General features: G+C 47.2%; 24 protein-coding genes, 1 pseudogene and 2 riboswitches. Of the genes and pseudogenes, 17 read left to right on the top strand and 8 right to left on the bottom strand.

Annotated elements, in window-relative coordinates; all coding sequences use genetic code 11:
* Positions 1 to 8: 8 nt before the first annotated feature.
* The 6 genes and pseudogenes from KNO61_RS03620 (at position 9) to KNO61_RS03645 (ending at position 4,503) form a co-directional block, all read left to right on the top strand.
* Positions 9 to 191, top strand: coding sequence for a hypothetical protein (locus KNO61_RS03620; protein ID WP_148209436.1), 183 nt, complete (start codon positions 9 to 11; stop codon positions 189 to 191).
* A 51-nt stretch (positions 192 to 242) separates the two neighbouring features.
* Positions 243 to 1,145 carry a Gfo/Idh/MocA family protein gene (locus KNO61_RS03625; RefSeq protein ID WP_214812622.1) on the top strand — a complete coding sequence of 301 codons (903 nt, stop codon included), beginning with the start codon at positions 243 to 245 and terminating at the stop codon, positions 1,143 to 1,145.
* Between the two features lie 80 nt (positions 1,146 to 1,225).
* Positions 1,226 to 2,622, top strand: a pseudogene (locus tag KNO61_RS03630) (alanine/glycine:cation symporter family protein).
* 104 nt (positions 2,623 to 2,726) lie between these two features.
* A complete protein-coding gene (locus tag KNO61_RS03635) occupies positions 2,727 to 3,548 on the top strand; it encodes a YihY/virulence factor BrkB family protein (RefSeq protein ID WP_214872618.1) in 822 nt (273 codons plus the stop codon).
* 79 nt (positions 3,549 to 3,627) lie between these two features.
* A complete protein-coding gene (locus KNO61_RS03640; protein ID WP_214812620.1) occupies positions 3,628 to 4,182 on the top strand; it encodes a hypothetical protein in 555 nt (184 codons plus the stop codon).
* A gap of 15 nt (positions 4,183 to 4,197) precedes the next feature.
* The gene (locus tag KNO61_RS03645) at positions 4,198 to 4,503 is read left to right on the top strand and encodes a hypothetical protein (protein ID WP_078146956.1); all 306 of its coding nucleotides are present in this window, start codon (positions 4,198 to 4,200) and stop codon (positions 4,501 to 4,503) included.
* A 49-nt stretch (positions 4,504 to 4,552) separates the two neighbouring features.
* Here KNO61_RS03645 and putP read toward each other — a convergent pair whose 3' ends face one another.
* Both putP and KNO61_RS03655 read right to left on the bottom strand, forming a co-directional pair.
* Complete coding sequence (gene putP, locus KNO61_RS03650; protein WP_078146955.1) at positions 4,553 to 6,034, bottom strand: sodium/proline symporter PutP; 1,482 nt, start codon at positions 6,032 to 6,034, stop codon at positions 4,553 to 4,555.
* A 345-nt stretch (positions 6,035 to 6,379) separates the two neighbouring features.
* Entirely contained in the window at positions 6,380 to 7,351 is a 972-nt protein-coding gene (locus KNO61_RS03655; RefSeq protein ID WP_251030100.1) for a D-alanyl-D-alanine carboxypeptidase family protein, read from the bottom strand.
* Between the two features lie 199 nt (positions 7,352 to 7,550).
* Between KNO61_RS03655 and KNO61_RS03660 the strand changes: the two genes are divergently transcribed.
* The 5 genes from KNO61_RS03660 to KNO61_RS03680 all read left to right on the top strand — a co-directional run bounded on the left by KNO61_RS03660 (position 7,551) and on the right by KNO61_RS03680 (position 12,970).
* Positions 7,551 to 9,083: an FAD-dependent oxidoreductase gene (locus KNO61_RS03660; protein WP_214872619.1), complete on the top strand. Its 1,533-nt coding sequence runs from the start codon at positions 7,551 to 7,553 to the stop codon at positions 9,081 to 9,083.
* 74 nt (positions 9,084 to 9,157) lie between these two features.
* Positions 9,158 to 10,630 (top strand): carboxypeptidase M32, encoded by a 1,473-nt coding sequence (locus KNO61_RS03665; RefSeq protein WP_078146952.1) that lies wholly within the window; start codon positions 9,158 to 9,160, stop codon positions 10,628 to 10,630.
* On the top strand, positions 10,627 to 11,334 hold the full coding sequence (locus KNO61_RS03670; protein WP_214684217.1) for a glycerophosphodiester phosphodiesterase: 708 nt from the start codon (positions 10,627 to 10,629) through the stop codon (positions 11,332 to 11,334). The genes KNO61_RS03665 and KNO61_RS03670 overlap by 4 nt, the downstream gene beginning before the upstream one ends.
* A 249-nt stretch (positions 11,335 to 11,583) precedes the next feature.
* The gene (locus KNO61_RS03675; RefSeq protein ID WP_012726359.1) at positions 11,584 to 12,381 is read left to right on the top strand and encodes a DUF4397 domain-containing protein; all 798 of its coding nucleotides are present in this window, start codon (positions 11,584 to 11,586) and stop codon (positions 12,379 to 12,381) included.
* Entirely contained in the window at positions 12,326 to 12,970 is a 645-nt protein-coding gene (locus tag KNO61_RS03680) for a class F sortase (RefSeq protein WP_251025611.1), read from the top strand. Before KNO61_RS03675 ends, KNO61_RS03680 begins: the two co-directional genes overlap by 56 nt.
* Before the next feature lie 87 nt (positions 12,971 to 13,057).
* Here the strand turns inward: KNO61_RS03680 and KNO61_RS03685 are convergent, their stop codons facing one another.
* Both KNO61_RS03685 and KNO61_RS03690 read right to left on the bottom strand, forming a co-directional pair.
* The gene (locus KNO61_RS03685; RefSeq protein WP_078146949.1) at positions 13,058 to 13,495 is read right to left on the bottom strand and encodes a MarR family winged helix-turn-helix transcriptional regulator; all 438 of its coding nucleotides are present in this window, start codon (positions 13,493 to 13,495) and stop codon (positions 13,058 to 13,060) included.
* An 88-nt stretch (positions 13,496 to 13,583) separates the two neighbouring features.
* Positions 13,584 to 14,642: a GTP pyrophosphokinase gene (locus KNO61_RS03690; protein WP_270812121.1), complete on the bottom strand. Its 1,059-nt coding sequence runs from the start codon at positions 14,640 to 14,642 to the stop codon at positions 13,584 to 13,586.
* A gap of 96 nt (positions 14,643 to 14,738) precedes the next feature.
* Between KNO61_RS03690 and KNO61_RS03695 the strand changes: the two genes are divergently transcribed.
* Positions 14,739 to 14,963 (top strand): hypothetical protein, encoded by a 225-nt coding sequence (locus KNO61_RS03695; RefSeq protein ID WP_012726355.1) that lies wholly within the window; start codon positions 14,739 to 14,741, stop codon positions 14,961 to 14,963.
* A 79-nt stretch (positions 14,964 to 15,042) separates the two neighbouring features.
* Positions 15,043 to 15,363 (top strand): YflT domain-containing protein, encoded by a 321-nt coding sequence (locus KNO61_RS03700; RefSeq protein WP_078146948.1) that lies wholly within the window; start codon positions 15,043 to 15,045, stop codon positions 15,361 to 15,363.
* Positions 15,364 to 15,393: 30 nt separating this feature from the next.
* Here KNO61_RS03700 and KNO61_RS03705 read toward each other — a convergent pair whose 3' ends face one another.
* On the bottom strand, positions 15,394 to 16,431 hold the full coding sequence (locus KNO61_RS03705; RefSeq protein ID WP_214872620.1) for an SDR family oxidoreductase: 1,038 nt from the start codon (positions 16,429 to 16,431) through the stop codon (positions 15,394 to 15,396).
* Between the two features lie 189 nt (positions 16,432 to 16,620).
* On the opposite strand from KNO61_RS03705, the gene KNO61_RS03710 reads away from it, so the two are divergent.
* Complete coding sequence (locus KNO61_RS03710) at positions 16,621 to 17,916, top strand: glutamine synthetase family protein (protein WP_047795294.1); 1,296 nt, start codon at positions 16,621 to 16,623, stop codon at positions 17,914 to 17,916.
* A 41-nt stretch (positions 17,917 to 17,957) separates the two neighbouring features.
* Here KNO61_RS03710 and KNO61_RS03715 read toward each other — a convergent pair whose 3' ends face one another.
* The 3 genes from KNO61_RS03715 to KNO61_RS03725 form a co-directional block, all read right to left on the bottom strand.
* On the bottom strand, positions 17,958 to 19,451 hold the full coding sequence (locus tag KNO61_RS03715) for a peptide MFS transporter (RefSeq protein ID WP_214872621.1): 1,494 nt from the start codon (positions 19,449 to 19,451) through the stop codon (positions 17,958 to 17,960).
* Positions 19,452 to 19,594: 143 nt separating this feature from the next.
* On the bottom strand, positions 19,595 to 20,839 hold the full coding sequence (locus KNO61_RS03720) for an MDR family MFS transporter (RefSeq protein WP_214872622.1): 1,245 nt from the start codon (positions 20,837 to 20,839) through the stop codon (positions 19,595 to 19,597).
* 269 nt (positions 20,840 to 21,108) lie between these two features.
* Complete coding sequence (locus KNO61_RS03725) at positions 21,109 to 22,209, bottom strand: AI-2E family transporter (protein WP_214872623.1); 1,101 nt, start codon at positions 22,207 to 22,209, stop codon at positions 21,109 to 21,111.
* Between the two features lie 158 nt (positions 22,210 to 22,367).
* A riboswitch (SAM riboswitch) is annotated at positions 22,368 to 22,467 on the top strand.
* A gap of 78 nt (positions 22,468 to 22,545) precedes the next feature.
* On the opposite strand from KNO61_RS03725, the gene KNO61_RS03730 reads away from it, so the two are divergent.
* From KNO61_RS03730 to KNO61_RS03740, 3 genes are all read left to right on the top strand, one after another.
* Positions 22,546 to 23,721, top strand: a complete 1,176-nt coding sequence (locus KNO61_RS03730; RefSeq protein WP_214813108.1) for an aminotransferase class I/II-fold pyridoxal phosphate-dependent enzyme — start codon at positions 22,546 to 22,548, stop codon at positions 23,719 to 23,721.
* Complete coding sequence (locus KNO61_RS03735) at positions 23,718 to 24,734, top strand: iron-containing alcohol dehydrogenase (RefSeq protein WP_214872624.1); 1,017 nt, start codon at positions 23,718 to 23,720, stop codon at positions 24,732 to 24,734. Before KNO61_RS03730 ends, KNO61_RS03735 begins: the two co-directional genes overlap by 4 nt.
* 41 nt (positions 24,735 to 24,775) lie before the next feature.
* A riboswitch (SAM riboswitch) is annotated at positions 24,776 to 24,880 on the top strand.
* A 73-nt stretch (positions 24,881 to 24,953) separates the two neighbouring features.
* A complete protein-coding gene (locus tag KNO61_RS03740) occupies positions 24,954 to 25,775 on the top strand; it encodes a MetQ/NlpA family ABC transporter substrate-binding protein (protein WP_214734273.1) in 822 nt (273 codons plus the stop codon).
* Positions 25,776 to 25,780 lie beyond the last annotated feature (5 nt).

The raw sequence follows: 25,780 nt of genomic DNA on the forward strand, positions 1-25,780 counted from the left end.
GACAGATGATGGAAAAGTATACCGTCGAATATCAGTTACATGCGAAAGAACAAAACACTCGGACGGTCGAGGTGGAAATGGATCGTGTGCCGGACTTAAATAATCAAGAAGAACTACATGCGGCTTATCAGATTGTATCTGACGCGATTCGTGAACCGATCACAAGTTTTGAGATTGTATCTATTACGTGAGCCCGAGGCAGTCGCTTCGGGCTTTCTACATAATATTGGAGGAGTGAGTAGATGAATATTTTGGTAGTAGGCATAGGTGACGTGGCAAAAAAAGCGTATCTGCCAGTATATGCCGGATTAAAGGACGTCGATGTGTATCTTGTCTCTAGAGATGAACAAAAGTTACACGAAGTCATCTCGACCTATCGTTTTAAAGGAGGATATACGGAGCTCGACGCCGTGCCGATGGCAGAAATCGATGCCGTCATGATTCATTCGACGACAGCTGTCCACTATGAGCAAGCCGAGTATTGTCTGCGGCAAAGGAAGCATGTCTTCATCGACAAACCGATCACGTTCACTCTTGAAGAAACGGAGCGACTCGTCGCACTCGCTAACGAGAAAGGTGTACATCTCGTCACGGGCTTCAATCGCCGATTTGCGACGGCCACGCAGGCACTCAAACAAATCGAAGAAAAAAATATGGTCTTCATTCAAAAGAACAGAACGTATAAACCGGCAACGCTCCGTGAATTTGTGATCGAAGATTTCGTGCATGTCGTCGATACGCTCCGTTATTTGACCGATCTTCAGCCTGTCGAGCGGTTGCGCGTGACACCACGATTTGAAGGGGATGTGCTGAAACAAGTGATAATTCATTTCATGGCAGGGGGAATCGAAGCAATCGGTTGGATGAACCGAGACAACGGTTGTACCGAAGAAGTGATGGAGGTCATGTCACCGACCGTGAAGCGGGTCACACGCGATGTGGAGCGGATTACAGACTATGGACGAGACGGTGTGAAGGAATGGTCGCTCGACCCGTGGGAGTCCAATTTAAAGCGTCGAGGCTTTATCGACCTTGTGGAAGACTTCTTACGTTTACTTCGTGGGGAACCGAACGCCTCCGTTGTCGCGGAAGACAGTCTCGAGACACATCGTCTCTGTGAAGAGATTCTAAAGGAAGTGCGGTGAACATACTGTTTCCGTCATATTCAGACCGGGTAAAAACTCGATAAAAGGAGGCGATTTCGTTGGATATTCGTGAACTGATTATGCAAATCAATGACTATTTATGGTCGTACCTTCTCATCTTCGTATTGATTGCAGGAGGTCTTTATTTTACAATTCGGATGGGGTTCGTTCAATTTCGAATGTTACCGGAAATGTTTAAACTTTTATTCGTGAAAGGAATCAAGCATGAGAAAGGACAGGTCTCATCTTTCCAAGCATTCGCCATCGGAACGGCGGCACGAGTCGGTACGGGGAACATCGCCGGCGTATCGACGGCAATCGCTTTAGGCGGACCTGGCGCCGTATTTTGGATGTGGCTCATTGCACTGATTGGAGCGGCGTCGGCATTCGTTGAAAGTACGCTCGCCCAGGTGTATAAAGTGCATGACGGCAAGGCGTGGCGTGGTGGTCCGGCATACTATATTGAGCGCGCTCTCGGTGCACGCTGGTTAGGTATCGTATTTGCCATTTTGATTACGTTCGCCTTCGGTTTTGCCTTCAACTCCGTCCAGGCGAATACAATCGCACTCTCCGTGAATAACGTATTTGAGATCGATACGGTCTGGGTCGGCATCATCTTATCCGTTGTCACCGCTATCGTCATCTTCGGTGGGATTCGTTCCATCTCGACCTTATCGGGAATCATTGTACCAATCATGGCGGGCGGTTATATCTTACTAGCCATTTGGGTCGTCCTTACGAATCTTGATGTCGTGCCACAAGTGTTCTCGGCCATCTTCTCTGAAGGTGTCCTCGGTTTCCAACAGTTGTTCGGTGGAGCGGTCGGTGCAGCTGTCCTCCAAGGTATTCGACGAGGCCTGTTCTCGAACGAGGGGGGGAGGGGTCTGCACCGAACGCCGCAGCTACCGCTGAGGTGAGTCACCCGGTCAAACAAGGATTGATTCAATCGCTTAGTGTATTTGTGGACACATTGTTCATCTGTACCGCAACGGCGATGATTGTCCTCATCTCAGGTGTCGAAGGCTCTGAAGCATTCCAAGGGATTGAGCTTGCCCAAGAGGCGCTTCTCGTCGAAATTGGACCGATTGCGACGACACTCATGACAATCGCCATCTTACTCTTTGCCTTCAGTTCGATTTTGGCCAATTATTATTATGGGGAGACGAACATCGAGTTCATTTCTGAGAAGAAGCGGTATTTGATTATCTATCGGATTGCCGTTGTCGGGATGGTCATGTTCGGGTCAGTACGATCGGCGGGACTCGTCTGGTCGATTGCCGACATCTTTATGGGGCTGATGGCACTCGTCAACATGTATGCGATCTTCCGATTGAGTAAAGTCGCCAAGACGCTCCTCGATGACTATATAGTTCAAAAGAAAGAAGGAAGAGACCCGGAATTCTTTAAAGATGGTGTCGATCTTCCTGGTAAAGAGCACATCGAGGCGTGGGAAACGAAAATAGAAGAAATCAGTTAAAGATCATCATTGGGACGCCCCTGGCATCAGGGGTTTCCTCTTCATTTCAAATTATTTATTTCAAATACCGCTATTATTTTATTAAAAGAAAGTAGAGAGTATAGATGAAACAAGTATTTTTGACAGTCGTCAAGCGATTTTTTACGGAAGGATTTTTTGATCAAGCGGCCATGTTAGCCTATTATTTCATTTTATCCACGTTCCCGTTCTTATTATTCGTATTAGGGATTGTTGGATTTTTACCGTTTACGAGTGGCGATGTGATTCAAGCGTTATCACTCATTATGCCGGAAGCGAGTTACAAGCTATTAGAAGGGAACATTGAAGCCGTATTCGACAACTCCAAATTGAAATTGGCATCATTCAGTATCTTACCAGCACTCTGGATCTCATCTATGGCCGTACAATCTCTCGTGCGAGCATTGAACGATGCCTACCGGGCTGTTCGTAATAAAGCCTTTTGGAGGGGCGTCTTACAGGATATCGCCATCACCTTGGCGCTCATGTTTGTGTTGCCATTTTCATTGCTTGTCCCTGTGATTGAGACGGCACTTCGAGAAATCTCTTCATACGTGTTGTTCATCGATGAGATTGTCACGACATATGCGCAGATTTGGTTTTACTTCAGATGGATCATCGGAACAGGTCTTCTATTCACTGTATTCGTATTTGTATATAAGTGGTTACCAAGTGTGTCCGGAACGTTTAAAAATAGTTGGGCCGGAGCCGCTTTTGCGACAGTTGGGATACTGCTTGTTTCGAATGTGTTTAGTTACTATTCACAATTTGCAAACTATGAACAGTTTTACGGTCAACTCGGTGCGTTCATCGTCTTGTTGATTTGGTTTTATCTTGCTGCCTCTGTCATCTTGCTTGGAGGGCTGTTGAATGCGACGTTAATTGAGAGGAAAGAAAAACTTCGTTAGACGTGTAATTGCTAGTTATCATTCGAAAGAATAGGGAATGGTAACGTAAGGTCACATCATCTAAGCGGAGGTGGGAAACATGGATATGCAACGGCTCGTACACAATCGTCGTTTCATCGATCAATCATTGTTTTACCTCGCCTTACATCTATGGAAATGGATCCTACTGTTACCTGTCTTGTTCTATTTAGACGTCTCGTTCCGCCATACGCCATTCTCTGAGTACTTGATTGTCAGTATCATCTTGTATCTCATGTTTCGTGTAATTCAGTATGTGATAGCCAGTCGGGCATCTCTCATGGAATTAGTAGAGTTCGCGTATGGCGTGCTATCACTTGTTCTCGTCTTCTCGTTCATGATGGAAATCGGCGCGCCACCGATCGCTGTCGCGATAGTTGGAGCTGCATACTTGAGCCATCCGATGCTTTCTCTACATCACTATCAAAACTTTTCAGAGCGCAAATGGTTAAACAAACAGTTTCAATTATTTAGCCCGATGCTTCGCCAGGGTGAGGTACCGGTTCATGTCCTCGTGTTGACGGAAGATGAAATTGTGATTACTGTAGAAAGTGGAAAAGAGTTTACGTACCGTCATATTTACTGGGGCGGTTTTTATGTAGAAAATCCTTCCTAAAAGGTGGTTACTCAGTTGTTTAGTGGATTTGATAATGTGATTGTCATCGTATTCTGGATTGCAACATTCATCGCTTTCTTTAAAGGCGCCTATGATATGTGGCGTGAATACCGAACGTCGAAAGAAAAATCAGTATTGTACTTCTTAATCGTACTGATTCTCACATGGTTTTGGTTCAATCCATACGAATTGGTCGCATTGCATCCGTTCGTACTAATGGCGTACTATTGGAACCGAAATCGGTGGATGCGAAACGCAATGTTCGTGTTGGTTCTCGTACCGTTTGTGATTCGTGTCTGGTTAATCGCAGCATCGATGTAAAACAAAAAACTCGGTCCCTTTATAGGGAACCGAGTTTTTGTGTGAATCGTTACTCTTTCTTCGCAGCTGCCAATTCAGCTTCCATTTCACCGAATTCACGGTTGATACGTTTTTGTTCTTTCTGGCTAGTAAAGTTACTGACAAGCACGATTGCCAACATACTCAAGAAGAAGCCAGGTACCATTTCATAAAGGACTGTCGAAAGTCCAGTGACGATCCAGAGAATGACGGTAATGGCACCGACGAGGATACCAGCGAGGGCACCTTGACGCGTCATCTTGCTCCAGTAAAGTGACAAGAGGATTGCTGGTCCAAATGCAGAACCGAATCCAGCCCATGCATATCCGACGAGTGTGAGGATTGTACTTGATGGGTTGAGTGACATGAGCGTCGCTACAACTCCTACTAGCAAGACACCAACACGTCCGGCAAGGACCATCGTCTTCTCACTTGCATCTTTGTTGAAGAATTTACGATAGAAGTCTTCTGTCAATGCAGATGATGTGACGAGCAATTGCGACGATACCGTCGACATGACCGCAGCAAGGATGGCTGCCAATAAGAAACCAGTGATGAACGGGTGGAACAAGACTTCAGAGAATTGAATGAAGACTGTTTCCGGGTCCCCGAGTGGATTTCCTTGTCCTCGGAAATAAGCGATTCCGACGAACCCTGTCATGACGGCACCGATGATAGATACTGTCATCCAGCTCATCCCGATACGACGAGCCGTTTTCAATGATTTCACATCACGGATTGCCATAAATCGAACAATGATGTGTGGCTGACCGAAGTAACCAAGTCCCCAAGCGAGGAGACCGATAATCCCGAGTGTCGTCGTCCCTTTGAAGAGGTCGAACAAATCGGCATTGATTGTCGTTGCAGAGTTGACAGCAGTGTCTACTCCACCGATATCTGTTAAAGCGACGAATGGTACGAGCACGAGCGCCAAGAACATGATGACACCTTGTGCGAAGTCCGTCCAACTAACTGCCGTGAATCCACCGAAGAGGGTGTATAAGATGACGACACTAATTGTGACAATGACACCTGTCTGATAATTTAATCCGAATGAGCTTTCAAACAACTTCCCGCCGGATACAAGCCCAGCTGACGTGTAGAACGTGAAGAAGATGATGATGACGGATGCAGAAAGGATCCGTAGCCAGTTCGAGTGATCTCGGAACCGATTCTCTAAGAAATCTGGAATCGTAATCGAATCGTTCGCCATCTCTGTGAAGACGCGAAGTCGTGGAGCAACTAACAAGTAGTTCAAGTAAGCTCCGATGACCAATCCAACGGCTAACCAAATTGCTGATAGTCCAGTTGCATACATTGCACCCGGTAGTCCCATTAACATCCAACCACTCATATCCGAAGCTCCGGCTGACATGGCTGTAACACCTGGCCCCATTTTACGGCCACCTAACATATAATCTGATGAATCGGTCGTTCGTTTATAAGCAACGTATCCGATAAGAAGCATCATCACGAGATAAAGCGCGATTGATACCCATTCTTGCCATAGCATTGAATTACCTCCTATTAAGTTAAAAGATCTATTTAATCAACTCGTTCGCGATTGTGTGAAGACATCACACAGTTAAAAACAAAAGTTGAAAATGCGAACTTGTGCTTTACCTTACAGAACCTTTGAAATGATTGCAAACTTACACTTTTTCATAAAATCGGCTCTAAAGCCCATTATACCAACGGATGAAGGCTAAAATTTTCAAATAAAAAGTTTAAATATTCTGAATATTTGAAATGCTGAGGACTTTCCTGTGTAACATGAATGTAATATTTATGGGAAAATTTTCAGAAAACATATTTTTAATCATAAGAAAAAGAGCATCTTTAAATGCTCTTGAGTTCCTTATTTGAATGCTTTTTCTTCAACAAGTCGCATCGTCGGGAACGTTTGTCCAGATTTCGCCTGCATCGTAACCAAGATATATGTTTCGCCATTATGTTTCATGATGAATACCATCGTATATCCGGATTCGTCCGTATAACCCGTCTTCGTGGCGGTCACAAACTTCGAGTAGTTGACACTTCGTTCATTGACGGATGAACCGAGGTGATACCACCAACGACGCTTGCCGTTACCGTCTTTATCTTTAAATTCGGCTTTAAATTCATAAGTCCCGGCAATTTCAATCAACTCCGGGTATGTACTGAATGCGAAGGCGATTTTAGCCATGTCGTTCGCCGTCGTATAATGATTCGGATCCGAGTAGCCATGCGCATTTACGAAATGCGTTCCAGTCAATCCTAAAACCTTTGCTCGATCATTCATCAATTGAACGAAGGCCTCGGTCGACCCGCTCGTGTATTCCGCAAGGCTGTTCGCAGCATCGTTTCCGGATTCAAGTAGCGTGGCGTAAAGTGCTTGACGAACTGTCAATGTATCCCCGATGGCAAGATGCGCGATATGGCTGTCCCATGGAATATCGAGTGTCGACTGTTGAATCGTAATGATTGGTTGGTCGAGTTCATTCGCTGCAGATGCCTTCTCATAAGCAAGCAGTGCCGTCATCAATTTGGTCGTACTGGCTGGAAACACACGATCATTGGCGTTTTTATCGATTAATATCTCTTGTTTGGTCACATTGACGAAAGTTAGTGCACCAACAGAGATTTCCTCATCCGAAATCATCTTCGTCTCACTCGGACTCCATGAACCCATGTCGATATCCGGGAAAAGCGGACCTATCTTCATCGGTTCAGCTTTTGGTGTGGACGCTTCTGCTAATGTCGGTGCTTCTTTATCTTGTTTAAATCCGACCAACGTCGGGATCAGTGCGATGATTCCGAGTAGAACGACCGCGGCAATCATTCTTCGCATGATGTACGTTCTTCTTCGGTGTCTCCTTCTACGGGTCAACAAAAGTCCCTCCTTTTTTGGTTACTCTATAAACATAATAGAAAACGCTTATTTTTTTCGCTGATAAAATAAAGAACTAGGTCAATGATTGATCGGCGGTGAAAGAATTGTGTTTCGGGTATAAGGGTAAAGATGTCACTTTTTGAGAGGAGAATGCGTTATGCATCGTTATCCGTTCACGAACTCCATTTGGCGTCAACATGATACTGGGACGCCGTACCCATCCCTTTCCGTTTCGGAATCGACCGAAGTCGTCGTCATCGGGGCAGGGATTGCCGGACTCGTCTGCGCCTATGAACTCCAAAAACGAGGGAGGCAAGTGACGCTTTTAGAAGCATTAGAGATTGGACATGGGACGACGGGACATACAACGGCAAAATGTTCCGTTCAACATGGGACGATTTATCATAAGTTGATTCGTCATTTTGATGAATCCATCGCGCGTTTATATTACGAGTTCAACTCAGAAGCGCTCGTCTATTTGAAAAATCAAATCGAAGAAGGGTTTGACTGCGATTACGCGAATGAACAATCGTTTCTTTATTCTAGGGAACCGAACGAAGAACTTACGAAAGAACTGGATGCGTATCGTCGCTTAAAGATTGACGGGGGAGAAGCGACGGAAGAAGTGAGAAAAGCGCTCCCGTTTTCAATCGAGCAGGCGTTGGTGATTCATAACCAAGCCCAATTCCACCCCATGAAATATCTACGTGAATTAGCGAATCGTTTTGTTCAACACGGTGGGAAGATTTATGAAAACTCTAGAGCGACGGAAGTGAGTCAAGGACCGCGTCCTGTAGTCACTACTTCTACCGGTAGAAGAGTACAAGGAAATCAAGTCGTGATTGCGACCCATTATCCATTCAATGACCTGCGCGGGTTATATGTGTCGAAATTTTCTGTTGAGCGATCGTATATTGTCGCCTGTGAATCGCTGAGTCGACCACTTAAAGGGATGTACTTAGAGGTAGGAGAGCGCAAACGCTCGTTTCGGTCCTATGAGGAAAACGGAAAGACCTATTTACTAGTTGGCGGTGAAGGGCATACGGCGGGGCAAGTCACTGACACGCGTAGCCGATATGATCGATTAGAGCATGATGCCCAGGCACATTTCGAAACGAATCGGGCATCCTATCGGTGGTCATCTCAAGATCTTATCACCTTAGACGGACTTCCTTACGTAGGGCAAATGTTCAAGAGAGAACCAGATCTCTTTGTGGCGACTGGATTTTCGAAATGGGGGATGACGAACGGAATCGCTGCCGGCACCTTGCTCGCGGATCAACTCACAGGTCGTCCGAACCGATTCGTCAATCTGGTCTCACCGCTCCGTCAAACGGTTAAATCTAGTGATATCAGTGCATTTCTTAAAACGAACTTAGATACTGCCACTCAATTTGCGAAAGGGACAGTCGATCGGCTATTTGAACGAAAAGATGTAAAAGACCTACAGCTAGACGAGGGTGGGGTCGTGCAAGTTGATGGCAAGACGAGTGGCGTTTATCGAGATTTGGATAACCAATGCCATGTCGTCAACCTGACCTGTACGCACCTCGGCTGTACAGTGAAATGGAACAATGCCGAGCGGTCATGGGATTGTCCATGCCACGGCTCTCGTTTCGATGCAAAAGGCAACGTCTTAGAAGGTCCTGCCACAAAACCACTTTCCTACAGCAAGCGAGAAGATTTGTAAACTGGTGTAGGCAAAGGTTGACATCTATAATAAAGTAGAAAGGGAACAGAATAACACATAGGGGTGAAAGACAGATGGAAGTTACAAAAGAATGGCGTGAACATTTTAAGCAACTGCGTTCCTTCGATGAGGCGATCTCGCTCTTGTATTGGGACATGCGTACACAAATGCCGGAACAGTCGGCACCGCTTCGGGCAGAAACGATCGGTTATTTATCGACTGAGGCGTTCAAACGACAGACGAGTGAGTCGTTCGCTTCTTTACTAGAACGGATGGCAGATGAAAAGGATTTATCTGACGTCGAGGCGCGGTCACTTGAAATCGCGAAGACGCAATACGAACGGAATGCCAAGATTCCACACAATGAATATCAAGCATATGTAACACTCGTTTCGGAAGCCGAGACGGCATGGGAAAAGGCGAAAGAACAGGACGACTGGGACATGTTCGCTCCATACCTTAAACAGATTATCGAATTCCAGCAAAAATTTGCGGAATATTTCGGCTATGAGAAACATCCGTACGATGCATTGCTCTATGATTTCGAACCGGGCATGACGGTCGAGCTCTTAGACGAATTGTTCGCCTCGCTCCGAGACGAACTTGTTCCTCTCATCCAGCAGCTCCCAAAAGAATCGCTCTCTCTGGACTGGTCGATGCCGGCGGATGTTCAAGAAACCATTTGTCATGACTGGATGAATGTCGTCGCTTACGATTTATCACGTGGTCGATTGGATGCGACAGTACATCCGTTCGAAATCACCATCAACCGCCGCGACGTCCGGATTACGACGAAGTATGATGAAGCAGATTTCAGAAATGCACTGTTCGGTACGATGCATGAAGCGGGTCACGCGACGTATGAGCAGCAAATCGACCCGATGCTCGATGAACTCGGGCTAGGTGGCGGTGCGTCGATGGGGATTCATGAGTCCCAGTCGCTCTTCTTTGAGAACTTCATCGGACGAAGCGAAGCGTTCTTGCGTCGCGTCTATCCGAAACTACAATCGCTTCATCCGGCATACGCTGCAATCGACTTCGACACTTTCTATCGAGGTGTGAATGAAGCGAAATCATCTCTGATTCGGATCGAGGCTGACGAATTGACATACAGTCTACACATCATCATCCGCTATGAGCTCGAGAAGGCACTCATCCAAGGGACGTTGTCCGTCGATGAGCTTCCTGCGGCATGGAATGAAAAGTATAAAGAGTATCTCGGACTCGATGTCCCGTCGAATGCCAAAGGAGTCCTCCAAGACGTCCATTGGGCAGGCGGTTCGTTTGGATACTTCCCGAGCTATGCCCTCGGATTGATTTATGCGGCCCAATTGACGGAAACGTTGAAATCAGCTCTTCCGGAATTCGAGACGTTGATTGCAGAAGGTGAAATTGAACCGGTCAAAGCGTGGCTACAGGAGAACGTTCATCAATATGGAAAACGTCTCACCCCGAACGAACTCATTCAACAAGTGACGGGTCAAGCGATTTCGGTCCAACCGCTCGTTCGATATTTGACGAAGAAATATCAAACAGTTGCCAAATGAAACGATTTGCACATCGTGGCGTGATGGCACATCGTCCGGAGAATACGATGTCGGCATTCAGGCTCGCACTCGAAACCGGAGCAGATGGGATTGAAACGGATGTCCATATGACAAAGGACGGCGTCCTCGTGCTCATCCATGACGAGACGCTCGAACGGACGACCGACGGAAGAGGGCAAGTTTCACTCTATACCTATGATGAGCTTAAACAGTTCAATGCCGGGGTACATCATGGGGTCGAAGAACACATCCCGACGCTCGAGGAGCTGTTCGCCCTGGTGAAAGAGGAATCGGTCATTTTGAACTTAGAGGTGAAGACGGATGTCCTTCGATATGAAGGAATCGAATCTCGCATCATCGAATCCATTGAATCCGCTGGAATTGATGCGTCCCGCATTCTCTTTTCCTCATTCAATCATGAGACCATTCACCGATTGAAACAGATGAGACCGGATATCGAAGCGGCCATTCTGCTTGCACAGCCGCTTTATGACATTTCCGGATATCTTCGATTCGTCGGAGCGGATTCGGTCCACCCACACATCGATCGGATCACAGACGAAGAAGTACGCTCGTTGCAAGGTCGAGGGATTCCGATCAGACCGTATACGATTAAAACACAACATCAACTTGAGCGTTGTATGGCACTTCAAGTCGATGCCATCTTTGTCAATGATATCGAATGGGCAAACGAAACCACTTAGTCGCCGACTGAGTGGTTCTATATTTGGTTGGAAGGGAACTACATTTTATGTAAAGATAGCGCTTTCGTCCGTTAGCATATCGGAGCACATTCAGGGCATAGTGTCCCCTTTACGTCATTGTCGGATTGTCTTAAGTTTAAGATGTCACCGAGCTACATAGCAATCAGATGTAGCACACCATGTAGCACTGCATCACATTTGTTGTATGCATGTTGTGGGTTACCAAAGATCAAAAGGAGGAAATTTCACATGAAGAAGTTGATGTCTTTACTGGGTACTCTAGCACTGGCTTTCGCTTTCGTCTTACCGGTTAGCGCGGATGGACATGAAAACGCGATGGTCCGTGTGCTACATGCTTCACCTGATGCACCGGCAGTTGACGTGTACGTGGATGGGGAAGTCGCGGTCGAGGGAGCAGAATTCAAGGATCTCACAGACTACTTGACACTTCCTGCAGGCGATTACAACGTTGAAATCAAGCCGGCAGGTGACGCTGAAACAGTCGTCGTCGCAGCAGACCTTTCAATCGAGGCAGGCAAGTTCTATACAGCCGCTGCAATCGGTCAACTTGAAAACATCGAAATCGCCGCAATGGAAGACGATGCAAACTTTGAAGATGGTAAATCGAAAGTTCGTGTCGCTCACTTCGCACCAGATGCACCAGCGGTTGATGTCGCACCTAAAGGTGGCGACCCACTCTTCTCAAACCTCGAGTTCAAAGCAGTAAGTGATTACGGCACACTCGATGCTGGAACGTATGACCTTGAAGTCCGCCCCGCTGGAGCGACTGACGTCGTCAAAGCACTTGACGGTGTTGCACTTGAAGGTGGCAAAAACTATACAGCATTCGCAATCGGACTCCTTGAAGGAGAACCAGCGTTTGAAGTCCTTCTCGCCGCTGATGGTGGGGAAATGGCAATGGCTCCTGAAACAGGACAAGGTGGTCTTGCTCAAACAGCTTCAATGAACTGGTTGCTCGCGGCAGCAGTGGTTGGAGCGGCAGCAGCTGGATTCTACGTCTTTCGTCGTCAGAAGCAAGACGCTTAAACTGATTTTCTTAGGAACAATCACATTTCTCGTATGGAGCGCTCAAGCGGAAGCTCCTGACAAACCGTTCGTGATGCCAACGGCTGAATTTGCCGAACCGCAGGTCTTGACCTCGAAGCAGGTCGATCGACAAACGTTTCATTCGAACAGTTTCGTCCCTGCCCGGCTGGTCATAGCTTCAATCGATGTTGATACATCGATTGAAGCGGTCGGGAAGGATGGGGCTGGAAGAATGGACACACCGTCTGACGTGAATCAAGTCGGTTGGTATCAATACGGAGCCAAAGCAGGCGCAACGGGGAATGTCGTCCTATCGGGTCATCTAGATGATCTGAATGGTCCAGCTATCTTTGCGAATCTGGATCAACTTCCGATCGGAGAACTGGTGACGCTCCAACGGAAAGACCAAGTCGCAACGTATGAAGTGGTCAGTGTGAAACAGTATCGCCTCGACCAAGTGCCGCTCGCTTCCATTTTTGCGGCGACTCAGTCAAAGCGTATTCAATTGATCACTTGTGCAGGACCGTATGACGAAAACCTTGGGTATCGGGACCGGATTGTGGTCACGGCACACCTGATTGAAACGTAAAGATGAAGAGATGCTGACCGATGGGTCGCATCTCTTTTTTTCGCAAAAAATAGCCCTTCACCTTTACGGTGAAGGGCTATAGTCGGATTAAGCATCCATACGATCTAATAATTTTGAAAGTACAATGAGTTCGTCATCTGAAAAATCAGTGAAGACATCCATCAAATATTCAATCTTCATGCTCTCTAGCGTCTCAAACAACTCACGACCTTCATCCGTTGCCTGAAGTTCAACGACACGGCGGTCACGCTCGCTACGTTCGCGAGAGATCAATCCTTTTTTCGTCAACTCATCGGCAAGTGCGGTGATCATCGAGGCTGAAAATTGAAACTCATTTGACAGAGCAGAGGCGATTTGAGGACTCTGTTGACAAAGAGAACGTAGAATGAAGAATTCATTGCGGGTCAAATATTGTGAGAACATCGAACGGAGATTTTTTTTCACTCCGCGATAGTTCATCCGGATTCCACGTTCAGCGTCTGCGACGAGCTGACGACGTGAAGCGGTCTGTACGGGTGTTGTCATCCTCGAAACTACCTCCTGGCGATAATATTATTCATATATACTTCAGAACATAGAAACATTCTACATTAAAAACATGTTGTCTGTAAAGTTATAGGGGCTCGTCTTTTGCCCGAATTTGTTGAATGATGTCTTCATAATGTTTCAAGTCCGGATAGAACCGTCTAAAGAAAAATTCAATCTGTGGGTCATCACCTTCCGCTAACAGTTTAGCGAGAACGGCATAAACGACACCCATCCCTTGTCTCGGCAAGAGGGAAGATGGAAGTAATGTCGCACACTGAACTGCCTGTGTGAAGTAAGTGGAGAGCGTATCGCTCAAATCTTTAAACGTACGAATATCGGCGTAATGGAACATTCGGGTCAGTTCGACAATGGCAGAGAGATCGGTCTCGAGCAACCATTCGCTCTGGAAAATCGCGTTGTCTAGCTTCTCAACCGTTTGATCATTTGCGATATAATAATTCAGGTTATCACGTGTGATGGTCACTTTTTCAGGGGAGTCGAGAATTTGTTCAACCGTCTCCTGTTCGAATGTCCGCAATTGTTTTCGAATGTTCACGAACTCGGAGTCGGCAATCTCCAAGAGTCCGGCGACCCGGCTGAAACTTCGTTTAATTTCAGGCGGCACGGCATTCGGATTTTTGTAGCCGAGGTCATGTTCAATCTCTGCCCATGCATGTTGTAAGATGGAGCGGACTTGAATTTCCGCTTCTTTTTCTGCGAAACGGCGATATTCACCGAGCGCAAGGCGTTTCTCACTCAGTTCCACGACATAATGAACGGAAAGATAACCGAATTCATTGGCATCGAGCAATGTCGACTTGTCGATGGACTGTTCACGATCGATGGTGAATTCATCTTCCAAGATTTGCGCGACGGCTCGTACGTCGTCATGAAAGTATGTCACAATCCGTATTCCGGCCAAGTCTTGCACGTCTCGTAATGAACGATATTGATAAGGTTTGCGTGAAAGTTTGGCATATAGACTGTCCGCTTCTTTGGCACGGGCAACGATTGAATGAAACTGGATGCCAGCTTCTGTCAACAATTCACTGAGGAGTGCTTTCAACTTTGTGGCAAACGCTTCATAATCTTCTTTTTCATTCAAATATTCAAGCATGATTGTATTCAAGTCTTGTTTTGGCACAGAACTCACTCCTTTTCTCTATCCATAGTATAGCATCACACACTAGAAACGATATGATAGCATGTAGAAGGAACGAAACAGAAAGAGGTGGGCTGGATGCATACATTCCGTTCAGTTGAGAGAGAAAAAATCGAGATCATCGCTGGATTGTTGCAACAAGCAGGGTATCGCATATCTCGCATACGAGCAATAGATTGCCAGTTCATGGTGACCGCTCGATTAGAGGGGCAGACTCAAATGGAAGGGGAACATGATCGCATCAAGGGGATTGTGCAACATTTCGCCATCGAAGAATGGACGATGAACGAAGAATCGAGTTGATTTGATGTTTACCACCTCATTTTTCGGGAATAACAAAAACAGTGAAAACCATGACTGTGAACGTTTAGGAGGATGGGGCATGTTAGAGACAAGAGTAGTGAATGATATGACGACGGTGGACCATGAAGTGAATGAGATGGTGTCAGGCGGATGTGTGAATGAGCATATCTATTTGTTCGCCAAAGATGAGGAATTGACCGTTCGATTGGCAGCAGAGGCCGGGGTACAACCATATCGAATTCCGGAAAAAGGAATGTTCGAGTCGTTGCTCTCGAAATTCACGAGCAATTCAGAAGATCGCATGGAACAGATGGAGAGTCTTGGACTCACAAAAGAGATGGTGGATTCACTCGAACGTGAAATCAAAGATGGTAAAATCGTGTTAGTTTGCGATAAATAAAAAATGGACCGGAAAAATCGGTCCATTTTTTTATTTTGCTTTGTAATAGGCATTCACGATGCGACGTAACGATTTTTGATCGAGACGGAGCGGAGCGAATCCAGCATCCTGTAGCAATTGTTTCGTGTTGTCGTCACGGAACGTGATATTCCGGTTCAAATACGGATTGAATACTTTCACCATATCGTTGAACGACTGTTCGACTGAGCTGAGTGTCGATGTCGGTGTCTCCGTGATTGTTAAATGCGGGAATGCTAACGACTCTTTCATATAGTCGAGCATCGTTTCATTTTTTGGTGGTGCGTCGTTTGTCACGTTATAGATTGTACCGGCCTTCGCATGCTCGATGGCAGCGAGCAGTACATCCGCGACATAATCGACAGGGACAAGGTTTGATGTACCCGTCGCTGCGCCAATCAATCGAATCGACTCGACGTCATGCCCACGTCGTTCCAATTTCCGTTTGAACAGTTCGAGAGCACGCATATATCCGTACATCGTAAATTTTGAGTCAGCCTCTCCTGTTTTCGAGTCTCCGACGATGATAGCCGGTCGGAAGATTGACACGTCAAGCTCATCCCGTGACTCCCAGACCGCCTGCTCGGCGTGTGCCTTGCTTTCTTCATACGGATTCAAAAAAGATTGCGACACGTCGTACAGTGTTTCCCCGCCAACTTCCTTAGCGCCGAGTGTATAGGCCGTACTCACGTGGAAAAAGCGACGGCAGTCAATTAATTTGGTCAAGCGAAGGGCCTCTTTCGTCCCGGTCAAATTGGTCTCAAACAATTCATCGCGCAATTCTTCATCGAATTTGACGAGTGCTGCCATGTGTAGGAATAAATCAATCTTCCCTCTATGTGTCTCGATAAACGCTTCATTGGCCCCGAGTGCGTGTGACGTCAAATCGCCTGGTAACACATCAATCGCCTTCTGTTCTTCTGGGGTGAATTGTGTCTGTACCTTCTCCGGTGTTCGCGCCAACATGCAGACGCGATGCCCCCGCTGAATCAATTCTTTGGCGAGTCGCCCTCCTAAAAATCCTGTTCCACCAGTCATAAAAATATACAATCGCGTTCTCCCTCTCTGTGACATTCTTTACCCATCATATCAACTCTTGTCGCATGTAGCCACTTTGCCTTTGCTGAAATTCCATGTTTAGAAAAAATCGAACTCGGTTATGAACTATAGAGAAGCGTACGAACGGTGCGTAAAGACAGCTTGCCTGTCAAATCTATTGAAGTGAGGTTTTAACGAATCATGGCAAATCTATTCGGAACAGACAAGGATGACGCAAAAAAGAAGCAACAAGATATTGAGAAAACGGTACAAGAGAAAAACATCACCCAAATCCATCTCTATTTCTCAGATGTTCTCGGTGATTTAAAACTCTTGACGCTTTCGGCAAAATTGTTGCCTGAAGTCTTTGAGGGAAAAACGATGTTTGACGGTTCTTCAATCAACGGGTTCTCTTCCATCAAAAACTCAGACTTATTCTTGAGACCGGATTTAGATCGTCCACGGTATGAGCAAGACGGCGAGGAAAATATTTTGGCATTCTTCTGTGACGTATGCACTCCGGAGGGAGAGCGATATGAATACGACCCACGTAATGTATTGAAGGATGCACTTGAACGTGCAGCACGTGATGGCTACTCGGTATTCGTTGGGGCAGAGCCGGAATTCTTCATCTTTGACGAGAACGGAGAATTTTATGACGAGGCCGGATATTTCTCGACACGTTCAGAGGATAAAGGATATGAAGTGCGACAGCACATCGCGAACCGTCTAAGCGGTGTCGGGTTCAATATTGAGGCTGTTCACCATGAAGTCGCTCCTGCGCAACATGAGATTGGCATCAAGTATGATGACGCACTCCATACGGCGGATAACATTCAGTTCTTTAAAGAAATCGTCAAGATTGCGGCGAAGGAGAAAGGGGCATCCGTCTCATTCTTGCCAAAACCGTTGCGTGATGTGAATGGTTCTGGAATGCACTTGAACATCTCTGTCTGGAAGAATGATGAGTCTGGAAATCCGACGACCAACGCGTTCGACGAAGTCGATGCGGATTACGGATTGTCGAAAACGGCGCGTCATTTCATCGAGGGAATCTTGAAGCATGCCCGTGCCACAGCAATCTTCACGAATCCACTACCGGAATCATACGAGCGTCTCGTTCCTGGATTCGAGGCACCTGTCAATATATGCTGGAGCCCATCGAACCGCAGTTCGATGATTCGAATCCCCGCTTCCCGTGGAAGTGCGACTCGTGTAGAGGTCCGAAATCCTGACCCGAGTGCGAACCCATATTTGGCACTTGCCGCGCTCATTTATGCGGGACTTGAAGGAATCGAGCAACAGCTCGTTCCGTCTTCTCCGAACGAGGATGACTTGTTCGAGTATTCTGCGAAGCAAATCGAGAGCCAAGGAATCGCATCACTGCCTGCGACATTCCATGAATCGATCCAATCACTGAAACAAGATAACTTCCATGACTACTTTAACCACAATATGATCGATCGCTACTTGTCACTCATTCAAGTGCGAAAATAAAAATGACGCCAGCCGATTCGATCGGCTGGCGTTTTTGATGATTAATGGATTCCACGCATATACACTTTGATTTTCGGTGCAAGTGCGAACAGAATCAAGCTTAAGACGATGGCGACGCCACCGATAATCCCGAAGTAGAGCATCTCGTTCTCAGGTGTGTAGAACTTGACCAGCTGTGCGTTGATCCCTTGCGCAGCAGCGTTCGATAAGAACCAGAGCGACATCGTTTGAGCCGAGAAGGCAGCTGGTGCGAGTTTTGTCGTGGCCGACAAACCGACCGGTGACAAACTGAGTTCTCCCAGAACGACGATGAAATAGCTCAAGACGAGCCATAATGGGCTGACGAGGGCATCCGGACCACTGAAGTAAGCAGGGAGTAGGATGACCAAGAAACTGATTCCGGCAAACAAGATCCCGAAAGCAAACTTCGTCGGAATGCTCGGTTCGCGGTCACCAAGTCGGACCCATAACCAAGCGAAGACCGGCGCCAGTAAGATGATGAACAGTGGGTTCAATGATTGGAACCACGCTGGTGACAACGTGAACCCAAAGAACTCTAAGTCAGTCCGTGTATCAGCATAGCTCGCCAAAATCGTTGCACCCTGCTCTTGGATCGCCCAGAACATGACGGAGGCGATGAAGAGCGGAATGTAGGCGATGATTCGCGAGCGCTCGACCTCTGTCGTTTTCGGACTGCGATACATGATGATGAAGTAAATCGTCGGAATCGCGATACCGAATACCCCGACGAGTGAGATGAACGTATTGATCGTGAACCATCCGAGTGGAATCAAAATTGCGAGTAAAACAGCGATTCCAATGGTGACAATGCTGACGATTTTTATCGTTTTCTTCTTCTCATCAGGCGTCAATGGATTCGGTACATACGAACCAGCTAAGCCGAGGTTCGTTTTTCGTGTCAATACGAAGACGACGAGTCCAACGAACATCCCGATTGCCGCGAGCGCAAAGCCCCAGTGGAATCCATAGTCTTTTTGCACTTGACCGACGATGAGTGGTGAAATGAACGCACCCAAGTTGATACCCATGTAGAAGATACTGAATCCAGCGTCACGACGGCGATCCGTCTCGCTGTACATGTCTCCGACGATACTTGATACGTTTGGTTTCAATAATCCGGTACCAATGACGATCAACGCCATGGAGATAAACAGGAAGACGACGCTACCTGGAATCGAGAGGACGATGTGTCCGAGCATGATGAACACACCACCGTAGAATACCGCGCGAGACGTCCCGAAAATCCGGTCTGCAAGCCATCCCCCAATGACCCCAGACATATAAACGAGCGCTCCATAGACGGACATGATTGAGAGTGCGACGTTTCGGTCTAGACCGAGTCCTCCCTCAGAGACTTCATAGTACATATAGAATACGAGGATGGCCCGCATGCCATAGTACGAGAAACGTTCCCAAAACTCAGTGAAGAATAAAGTGAACAACCCTTTCGGTTGTCCGAAGAAGCCTTTTTGTGGAACACTGTCCACGATTGTCTGTTTATCGATCCTTTCCATGAAAGATCCCTCCTTAACCGTTTTATCATAAAAAGGATTATTATGATTGTAAAGTGAATTGAATGATAATTTCAGATTTTAATAAAGAAGAAAAGAATGAAAAGACCACACTTCCGAAATCAGAGAGTGTGGTCAATGAGCGGTTAAGCCGTCTTTTGCTTTGCTTCCGTCGCTTGGACATGACGTCCAAGCTGCCAATAGATGATGCCTGATAAACAACTTGCTCCACCGATGAGGATCAAGGCGATGTGTCCGGCACGATTGTCAAAAAAGACACTTGCGATGATTGGAGCCGTGACACCGCCGATCAGCCATTGGATACTCGCTGCACCGTTATAGGCACCACGCATATTCTCCGGTGCAATCAAGGCGATGAAGGTCTGCTGAACGGGGGACATGATCATCTCACCTAACGTATAAAATGCATAAACGGCGAGTAAGATCCCGACGAGTGGCACGTAAGGGGTATCGAGTGCGAACAAGGTCCTTGGCACAATCGCAATCAAGATCATACCGATACCGAATACGGTCGCTCCGGCCAGCATGACTTTACCGAACGGCTTGTTCCCGAGTTTTGAAGCGATTGGGAACTGGAAAAGGACAACCATGATTCCGTTCAGTGCTAACATATACGGGAATGGGTTCTGTTGTGCGGTATACGTCGGGAGCGATTCTTTTAAAAAGAGCGGCAACATGCTCTCGACGACGGAGAACCCCATTGATATGAAAATACCCGCAAAGATGAAGACAAGAAACACGCGATCGTTATAAAAGACGCGCAACACTTCCCGGTTGCTGGGGGTCTCATCTTCCGTAAACTCGGGCAACGACTCATGTATGAACGTGCCGAGCGCAAACGCATATAGTCCAAAGACGAATGCCGCCGCAAAGAAGATGAGCTCGCGGTCGATGAACAGCACCGCACTACCGAGAAGAGGACCGAATGCAGCGCCGATGTTATGTCCCATCCGTAACAGTCCGAACGCTTCGTTCATATGCTCTGGCTCCGTGACATCGGCGACCATCGCGCTTGCGGCAGGGTGGAAGAGCGAGTTCGTCAGTCCGAGCATGGCGTTCAATAAAAGGAGCGGCCAGAACGAGTCGGCGAACGCAAATCCGATGAGGGCAAGTGCGTCCCCGATGATGGCGATCATCATGATTGGTTTTCGACCATACAGGTCTGCTAGCCGTCCTCCGATCATCGAACCGAGGAGCGCCATGATCGGGCCAGTCGCCATGATGATTCCGACTTGAAGGTAGCTGTCTAACTGGTCACTATAATAGAGAACAAGGAATGGGGCGATCATGAACATCATGATTCCCGTAATCGTCTCCCCTACGAAACGAATCCAAATGTTGCGGTCGAGCCGCTTGAGTGATTGAAACATACAGGTCACCTGCTTTATTTAATTTTTAGACACAAAAGGGACGTCATATGCATGAAGGCATACGACGTCCCACGTTGTTTATGCATGCCTCGATAGGCAGGCGACTTAGATATGAATCAATCGAAGAGGTGCCTGCCAATCAGTATGAACTTGAGTGAATGGTTTCGAAGATACTACTGACATGGGAACCTCTCCTTTCTGTTAATTGTGTTCTTTTCTTCAAATGTATGACGCATTTCCTCAATGTGTCAACAAATTTATGAGGTGAATCAAAGTAATTCGTTTAGATTTTTTCGGGTCAGTCGATAATCGATGAGGCGAGACAAGACGACTTGAATCATGGCCGTGATCGGCACGCTCACGAACATCCCGACGAGGCCGAACAGGCTGCCCCCGATGATAATCGATGTGATGACCCAAAATGGTGTGATGCCGACGCTATCCCCAAGAATCTTCGGTCCGAGCCACAATCCGTCAAACTGCTGTAACAAGAAGATGAACAAGAGTACCAAGACGGCGGTGAACGGATCATAGAAATAAGTGATGATAAACGCCGGGATCATCCCGAGTAGCGGTCCGACATATGGGATGAAGTTTAAGACACCAACGATGACTCCGAGAAGTAGGGCATATAGGCCCCCGATGATCAAAAGTCCGATGACTGCTAGCACTCCAATGATCAGACAGTCGAGCGACTTCCCGATGATGTATCGCTTAAAGATATAATCCATCTCTTGAAAGATATCGATTGTCGTCTTCGCAGTGCCGACGGGTAAAAGCGCATAGAGAAGACGCTTAAACATACGAGCGAAGACTTCTTTGTCCTTTAACAAATAGATGGAGATGACAATCCCAATCAAGAAGTTGATCAATGTCATTGTAAAACTAGAGACATAACTAACGGAAGAGAGGACGGCCGTCTCGACCCATCCAGAGTAACGATCCTCGAAGCGGGCAAAATCAATCGCTTGGGCAATCGTCGCGTTATAGTCTTTCAAGTAATTGTTTACTTCACCTAAAAACACGTCGATTTGACGGATATAAACCGGTAACTCATTGATGAGTGATGACAGACTCGAGTAAATCCGCGGGAACAATGTGACGACCGAAATCGCCAAGATGCCGATGAACGTGATATAGACGATGAGTAGTCCTTGATATCGCTTCAAGTGGAACCGTTCTTCAATATAAGAGAGTACGGTGTTGAGTAACAAGGCGATGGCGATCCCCATGATAATAGGGGTCAGTAACTGAAACGTGTATTGTAAGACACGTGAGATGGTATCCGGTTCACTGATGACCCGCCATAAGACGAGCAAGATCAGTCCGATTGCACTCAGTTTCCAAATAAGTTGACGATTAAGCTCCAATGCTCTATCCCCTCATACAAATATAATTTTTCTACTCTTTTACTATGAATGTTTTTTGAAAAGGATTCAATAGATGTTCTCTTTGAAAAAAATGTTTGACACCGTTTGGAATGTCTGATTAACTTAGGGACATACAAAAATTACATAACGAATGACACTTTCTATCAAGAGAAGCGGAGGGACTGGCCCGATGAAGCTTCAGCAACAGATTGCAAAATACTGTGCTAATTCCAGCAAGGTGACCTTGAGAGATGGAAAGGTGGTTGACTACATACGTCTGTATCGAGCACCCCTTTCCTCAGAAAGGGGTGTTTTTTCGTATGAGGAGGACCCATCATGGCAGACAGACGTTCCAAGTTATTAAAATCGTTACCGACACAACACTTTGTCGGATTAGCAGAAGAAGTCGCGGCAGTCGAGGCGAGTGGCAAGACCGTCATCCGACTCGGACAAGGCACACCCGACTTACCGACACCAGCTCCAATTTGTGAAGCGCTCGAACGTGCCATCACCGACCCAGCCACACACCAATACGGTCCATTTCGAGGACAGACCCGCTTGAAAGAGGCAGTCGCATTATTTTACTCTCGAGAATATGGTGTCGAACTCGACCCTGAACGAGAAGTCGCAATCTTGATCGGTAGCAAATCGGGTCTCATCACGTTGCCTCAGTGTCTTCTTGAGCCGGGTGAAGGCATCTTGCTCCCGAACCCTGGCTATCCCGATTATATCTCGGGAGCGCGTCTCGCCGGAGCGGACATCATCGATTTGACGTTGAAGGAAGAGCACGGCTATCTCCCGGATTACACCACGCTCGATCCGCTTCATGCACGACTCATGTATTTGAACTACCCGAGCAATCCGACCGGCGCTGTCGCGACGCCAGCCTTCTTTGAGGAGACGGTTAAATTCGCCACAAACCATGATTTGATGGTCGTACACGATTTCGCCTATGGAAGTATTGGCTTTGATGGGCATGTCCCGCCAAGTTTTCTCCAAGCAGACGGGGCAAAAGAAATCGGGATTGAGGTGTATACGATGTCGAAGGCGTTCAACATGTCGGGATGGCGTGTCGCGTTCGCAGTCGGAAATGCAGATATCATCGAGGCGATCAATACGTACCAAGATCATGTCCACGTCTCTGTGTTCTCTGCCATTCAAGAGGCAGCCATCGTGGCGTTAGAATCCCCGCGTGACATACGTGACGACCTAGCCTCGCTTTACGAAACAAGACGAAACCGATTGATTGATGGGTTACGCCGGGCAGGGTGGGAGATTGAGGCACCAAAAGGTTCTTTCTTCGTATGGGCGAGAGTGCCTGAAGGCGATGCAAAATCATTCTCGACGAAGTTACTACATGAGGCGGGCGTCGCCGTCACACCGGGCTACTTTTTTGGAACGGAGGGGGAGCACCACATCCGCTTTGGTCTCGTGTCGTCTGAACAGAAGATTGATGAAGCGGTAGAACGGATTGAGAGACTGTTTGCAGCCTATGAGGAGGTCCATCAATGATTCGACAAGCGGTGCTGGAATACGACCATTCGAACGATGCGCTCGATCAACTTTACTCACTGATTGGGAATCGGGATGCACTCGTTTTGAAAGGATTTAACGGATACGGTGAAGCGATTCGCGTGTCTCCTCGTCTAGCAGAAATTCCGAGCGTACGATTCAAGGGGGAATGTTCAGACGAAGAAGTCGAACGACTAAAAGCGCATCGACCTGACGTCTGGATTGCCGTCGGTGGCGGTAAATTGATTGATACGGCGAAGCGGATTGCATTTACCCAGTCGGTCCCGCTCATCGTCATTCCGACACTTGTGTCAAACTGTACCGCCTTCACCCCGCTCAGCGTGATCTATGGAGAAGACGGTACATATTTACGATATGATACGTTCCCCGTCGTCATCGAGCGCGTCATCGCGGATGAACGACTGTTACGTGATTCACCTTACGACTATTTTAAGGCTGGTGTCATCGATACGGTCGCAAAGTGGTTCGAGGCTCGATATATTAGCGGAACAACATCAAGGGTCGCAGGGATTCAGTCGGGGCTCTCACTTGCGGCGCAATGCGGAGCGTTGATGGATTTGTCCATTCGTGAAGATGATTTTCGCCATTATGGCACGGACATCCGATCTATCGTCGATCATGTCCTCGCCATCGGTGGTGCCGTCGGTGGATTCGGTGACGCCGGCACCCGAGTCGCCGTCGCCCATGCGGTGCATAACGCACTCAGTCGTTTTGATTCGACGCATCATTGGTTGCACGGGGACAAGGTAGGCTTCGGGCTGATCGTTCAAGAACGATTGACCTCATCCGAAGACGCCTCACTCCTTGAGAATTGGCTACAAGCGATTGCCGCTCCGACGTCACTTGACCAACTTGGGATTCGATTTGACCAAATCGATGAGTTGGTCGATTATGTCGTCGAAGAAATGACGATTCAAGGCATTCACAAGGTTGAAGATGCTGAACGATTAAAAGAAATTTTAAGAAATCTTCAAGAAATAGTTTACAAATAATTCTTTTATCAGTAATATAATAACAAAATAATAGAACCGATTGCTTATCAAGAGTGGTGGAGGGACTGGCCCGATGAAACCCGGCAACCAGATCAGTTATGATCATGGTGCTAATTCCAACAGACGAAACGTCTGGGAGATGAGCGTGTCCGACTTTCACGTGTCGTGCCCGCCGCTCTTTTTGAGTAGCGGGCTTTTCATTTGGAGGAGGAATCATTCATGAACATTAAACAAAAATCCATTTTGGCAGGTACATCTATCCTTGCGGCCATCGCACTCTCGGCGTGCGGACAATCCGAGGCGAGCGAGACGCTAAGCACGAAAGAGCTAACGATCGGCGTGACTGGTGGACCACACGAGCAAATCGCCGAGAAAGTACAGGAGCTCGCAAAAGAAGATGGGCTCGAAATCGATATCAAAGTATTTAATGATTACAACACCCCGAACACCGCTCTCGACGAAGGAAGTCTCGACGTGAACAGCTATCAGACGCTCTCGTTCCTCGAACTGCAAAAAGCGGACAAGGGATATAAGATTGACGACGTCTTCAAGACGGTCGCTTTCCCGATGGGGCTCTATTCAGAGAAGTTGACGGATATCAAGGACTTAAGGGAGGGCGATAAAGTAGCCGTCCCGAATGACCCGGCGAACGAACTCCGTGCGCTACGATTATACGAAACGGCCGGACTCATCACGTTAAAAGAAGGATTGACGGATAAAGCAACGAAGCGCGACATTGCTGAGAATCCGCTCAACCTCGAATTTATTGAACTTGAAGCATCCCAACTGCCGACGCAACTCCCGGAAGTGGCACTCGCAGCCATCAACACGAACTTCGCGATGGGAGCGGGTCTATCCATTAACGAAGATGCCCTCTTCCATGAAGATACGGTCGATAATCCGTATCCGAACTATGTCGTCGTCCGTTCAGCCAATAAAGAAGATGAAGTCGTGAAGACGCTGAAGTCTTACTATCATTCAGAGGAAGTACGTGCCTTCATCGAAGAAGAGTTCAATGGTTCGGTCGTGCCGGCGTTTTAAGGAGG

This window comes from Exiguobacterium sp. s140, from assembly GCF_018617035.1.
GTDB lineage: Bacteria > Bacillota > Bacilli > Exiguobacteriales > Exiguobacteriaceae > Exiguobacterium > Exiguobacterium profundum.

What these genes read in the sequence shown, in the direction of transcription:
- KNO61_RS03620 (WP_148209436.1), top strand. Translation starts at nt 9, where the DNA reads ATGGAAAAGTATACCGTCGAATATCAGTTACATGCGAAAGAACAAAAC.
- KNO61_RS03625 (WP_214812622.1), top strand. Translation starts at nt 243, where the DNA reads ATGAATATTTTGGTAGTAGGCATAGGTGACGTGGCAAAAAAAGCGTAT.
- KNO61_RS03635 (WP_214872618.1), top strand. Translation starts at nt 2,727, where the DNA reads ATGAAACAAGTATTTTTGACAGTCGTCAAGCGATTTTTTACGGAAGGA.
- KNO61_RS03640 (WP_214812620.1), top strand. Translation starts at nt 3,628, where the DNA reads ATGGATATGCAACGGCTCGTACACAATCGTCGTTTCATCGATCAATCA.
- putP (WP_078146955.1), bottom strand. Translation starts at nt 6,034, where the DNA reads ATGCTATGGCAAGAATGGGTATCAATCGCGCTTTATCTCGTGATGATG.
- KNO61_RS03655 (WP_251030100.1), bottom strand. Translation starts at nt 7,351, where the DNA reads ATGCGAAGAATGATTGCCGCGGTCGTTCTACTCGGAATCATCGCACTG.
- KNO61_RS03660 (WP_214872619.1), top strand. Translation starts at nt 7,551, where the DNA reads ATGCATCGTTATCCGTTCACGAACTCCATTTGGCGTCAACATGATACT.
- KNO61_RS03665 (WP_078146952.1), top strand. Translation starts at nt 9,158, where the DNA reads ATGGAAGTTACAAAAGAATGGCGTGAACATTTTAAGCAACTGCGTTCC.
- KNO61_RS03670 (WP_214684217.1), top strand. Translation starts at nt 10,627, where the DNA reads ATGAAACGATTTGCACATCGTGGCGTGATGGCACATCGTCCGGAGAAT.
- KNO61_RS03675 (WP_012726359.1), top strand. Translation starts at nt 11,584, where the DNA reads ATGAAGAAGTTGATGTCTTTACTGGGTACTCTAGCACTGGCTTTCGCT.
- KNO61_RS03685 (WP_078146949.1), bottom strand. Translation starts at nt 13,495, where the DNA reads ATGACAACACCCGTACAGACCGCTTCACGTCGTCAGCTCGTCGCAGAC.
- KNO61_RS03695 (WP_012726355.1), top strand. Translation starts at nt 14,739, where the DNA reads ATGCATACATTCCGTTCAGTTGAGAGAGAAAAAATCGAGATCATCGCT.
- KNO61_RS03700 (WP_078146948.1), top strand. Translation starts at nt 15,043, where the DNA reads ATGTTAGAGACAAGAGTAGTGAATGATATGACGACGGTGGACCATGAA.
- KNO61_RS03710 (WP_047795294.1), top strand. Translation starts at nt 16,621, where the DNA reads ATGGCAAATCTATTCGGAACAGACAAGGATGACGCAAAAAAGAAGCAA.
- KNO61_RS03715 (WP_214872621.1), bottom strand. Translation starts at nt 19,451, where the DNA reads ATGGAAAGGATCGATAAACAGACAATCGTGGACAGTGTTCCACAAAAA.
- KNO61_RS03720 (WP_214872622.1), bottom strand. Translation starts at nt 20,839, where the DNA reads ATGTTTCAATCACTCAAGCGGCTCGACCGCAACATTTGGATTCGTTTC.
- KNO61_RS03730 (WP_214813108.1), top strand. Translation starts at nt 22,546, where the DNA reads ATGGCAGACAGACGTTCCAAGTTATTAAAATCGTTACCGACACAACAC.
- KNO61_RS03735 (WP_214872624.1), top strand. Translation starts at nt 23,718, where the DNA reads ATGATTCGACAAGCGGTGCTGGAATACGACCATTCGAACGATGCGCTC.
- KNO61_RS03740 (WP_214734273.1), top strand. Translation starts at nt 24,954, where the DNA reads ATGAACATTAAACAAAAATCCATTTTGGCAGGTACATCTATCCTTGCG.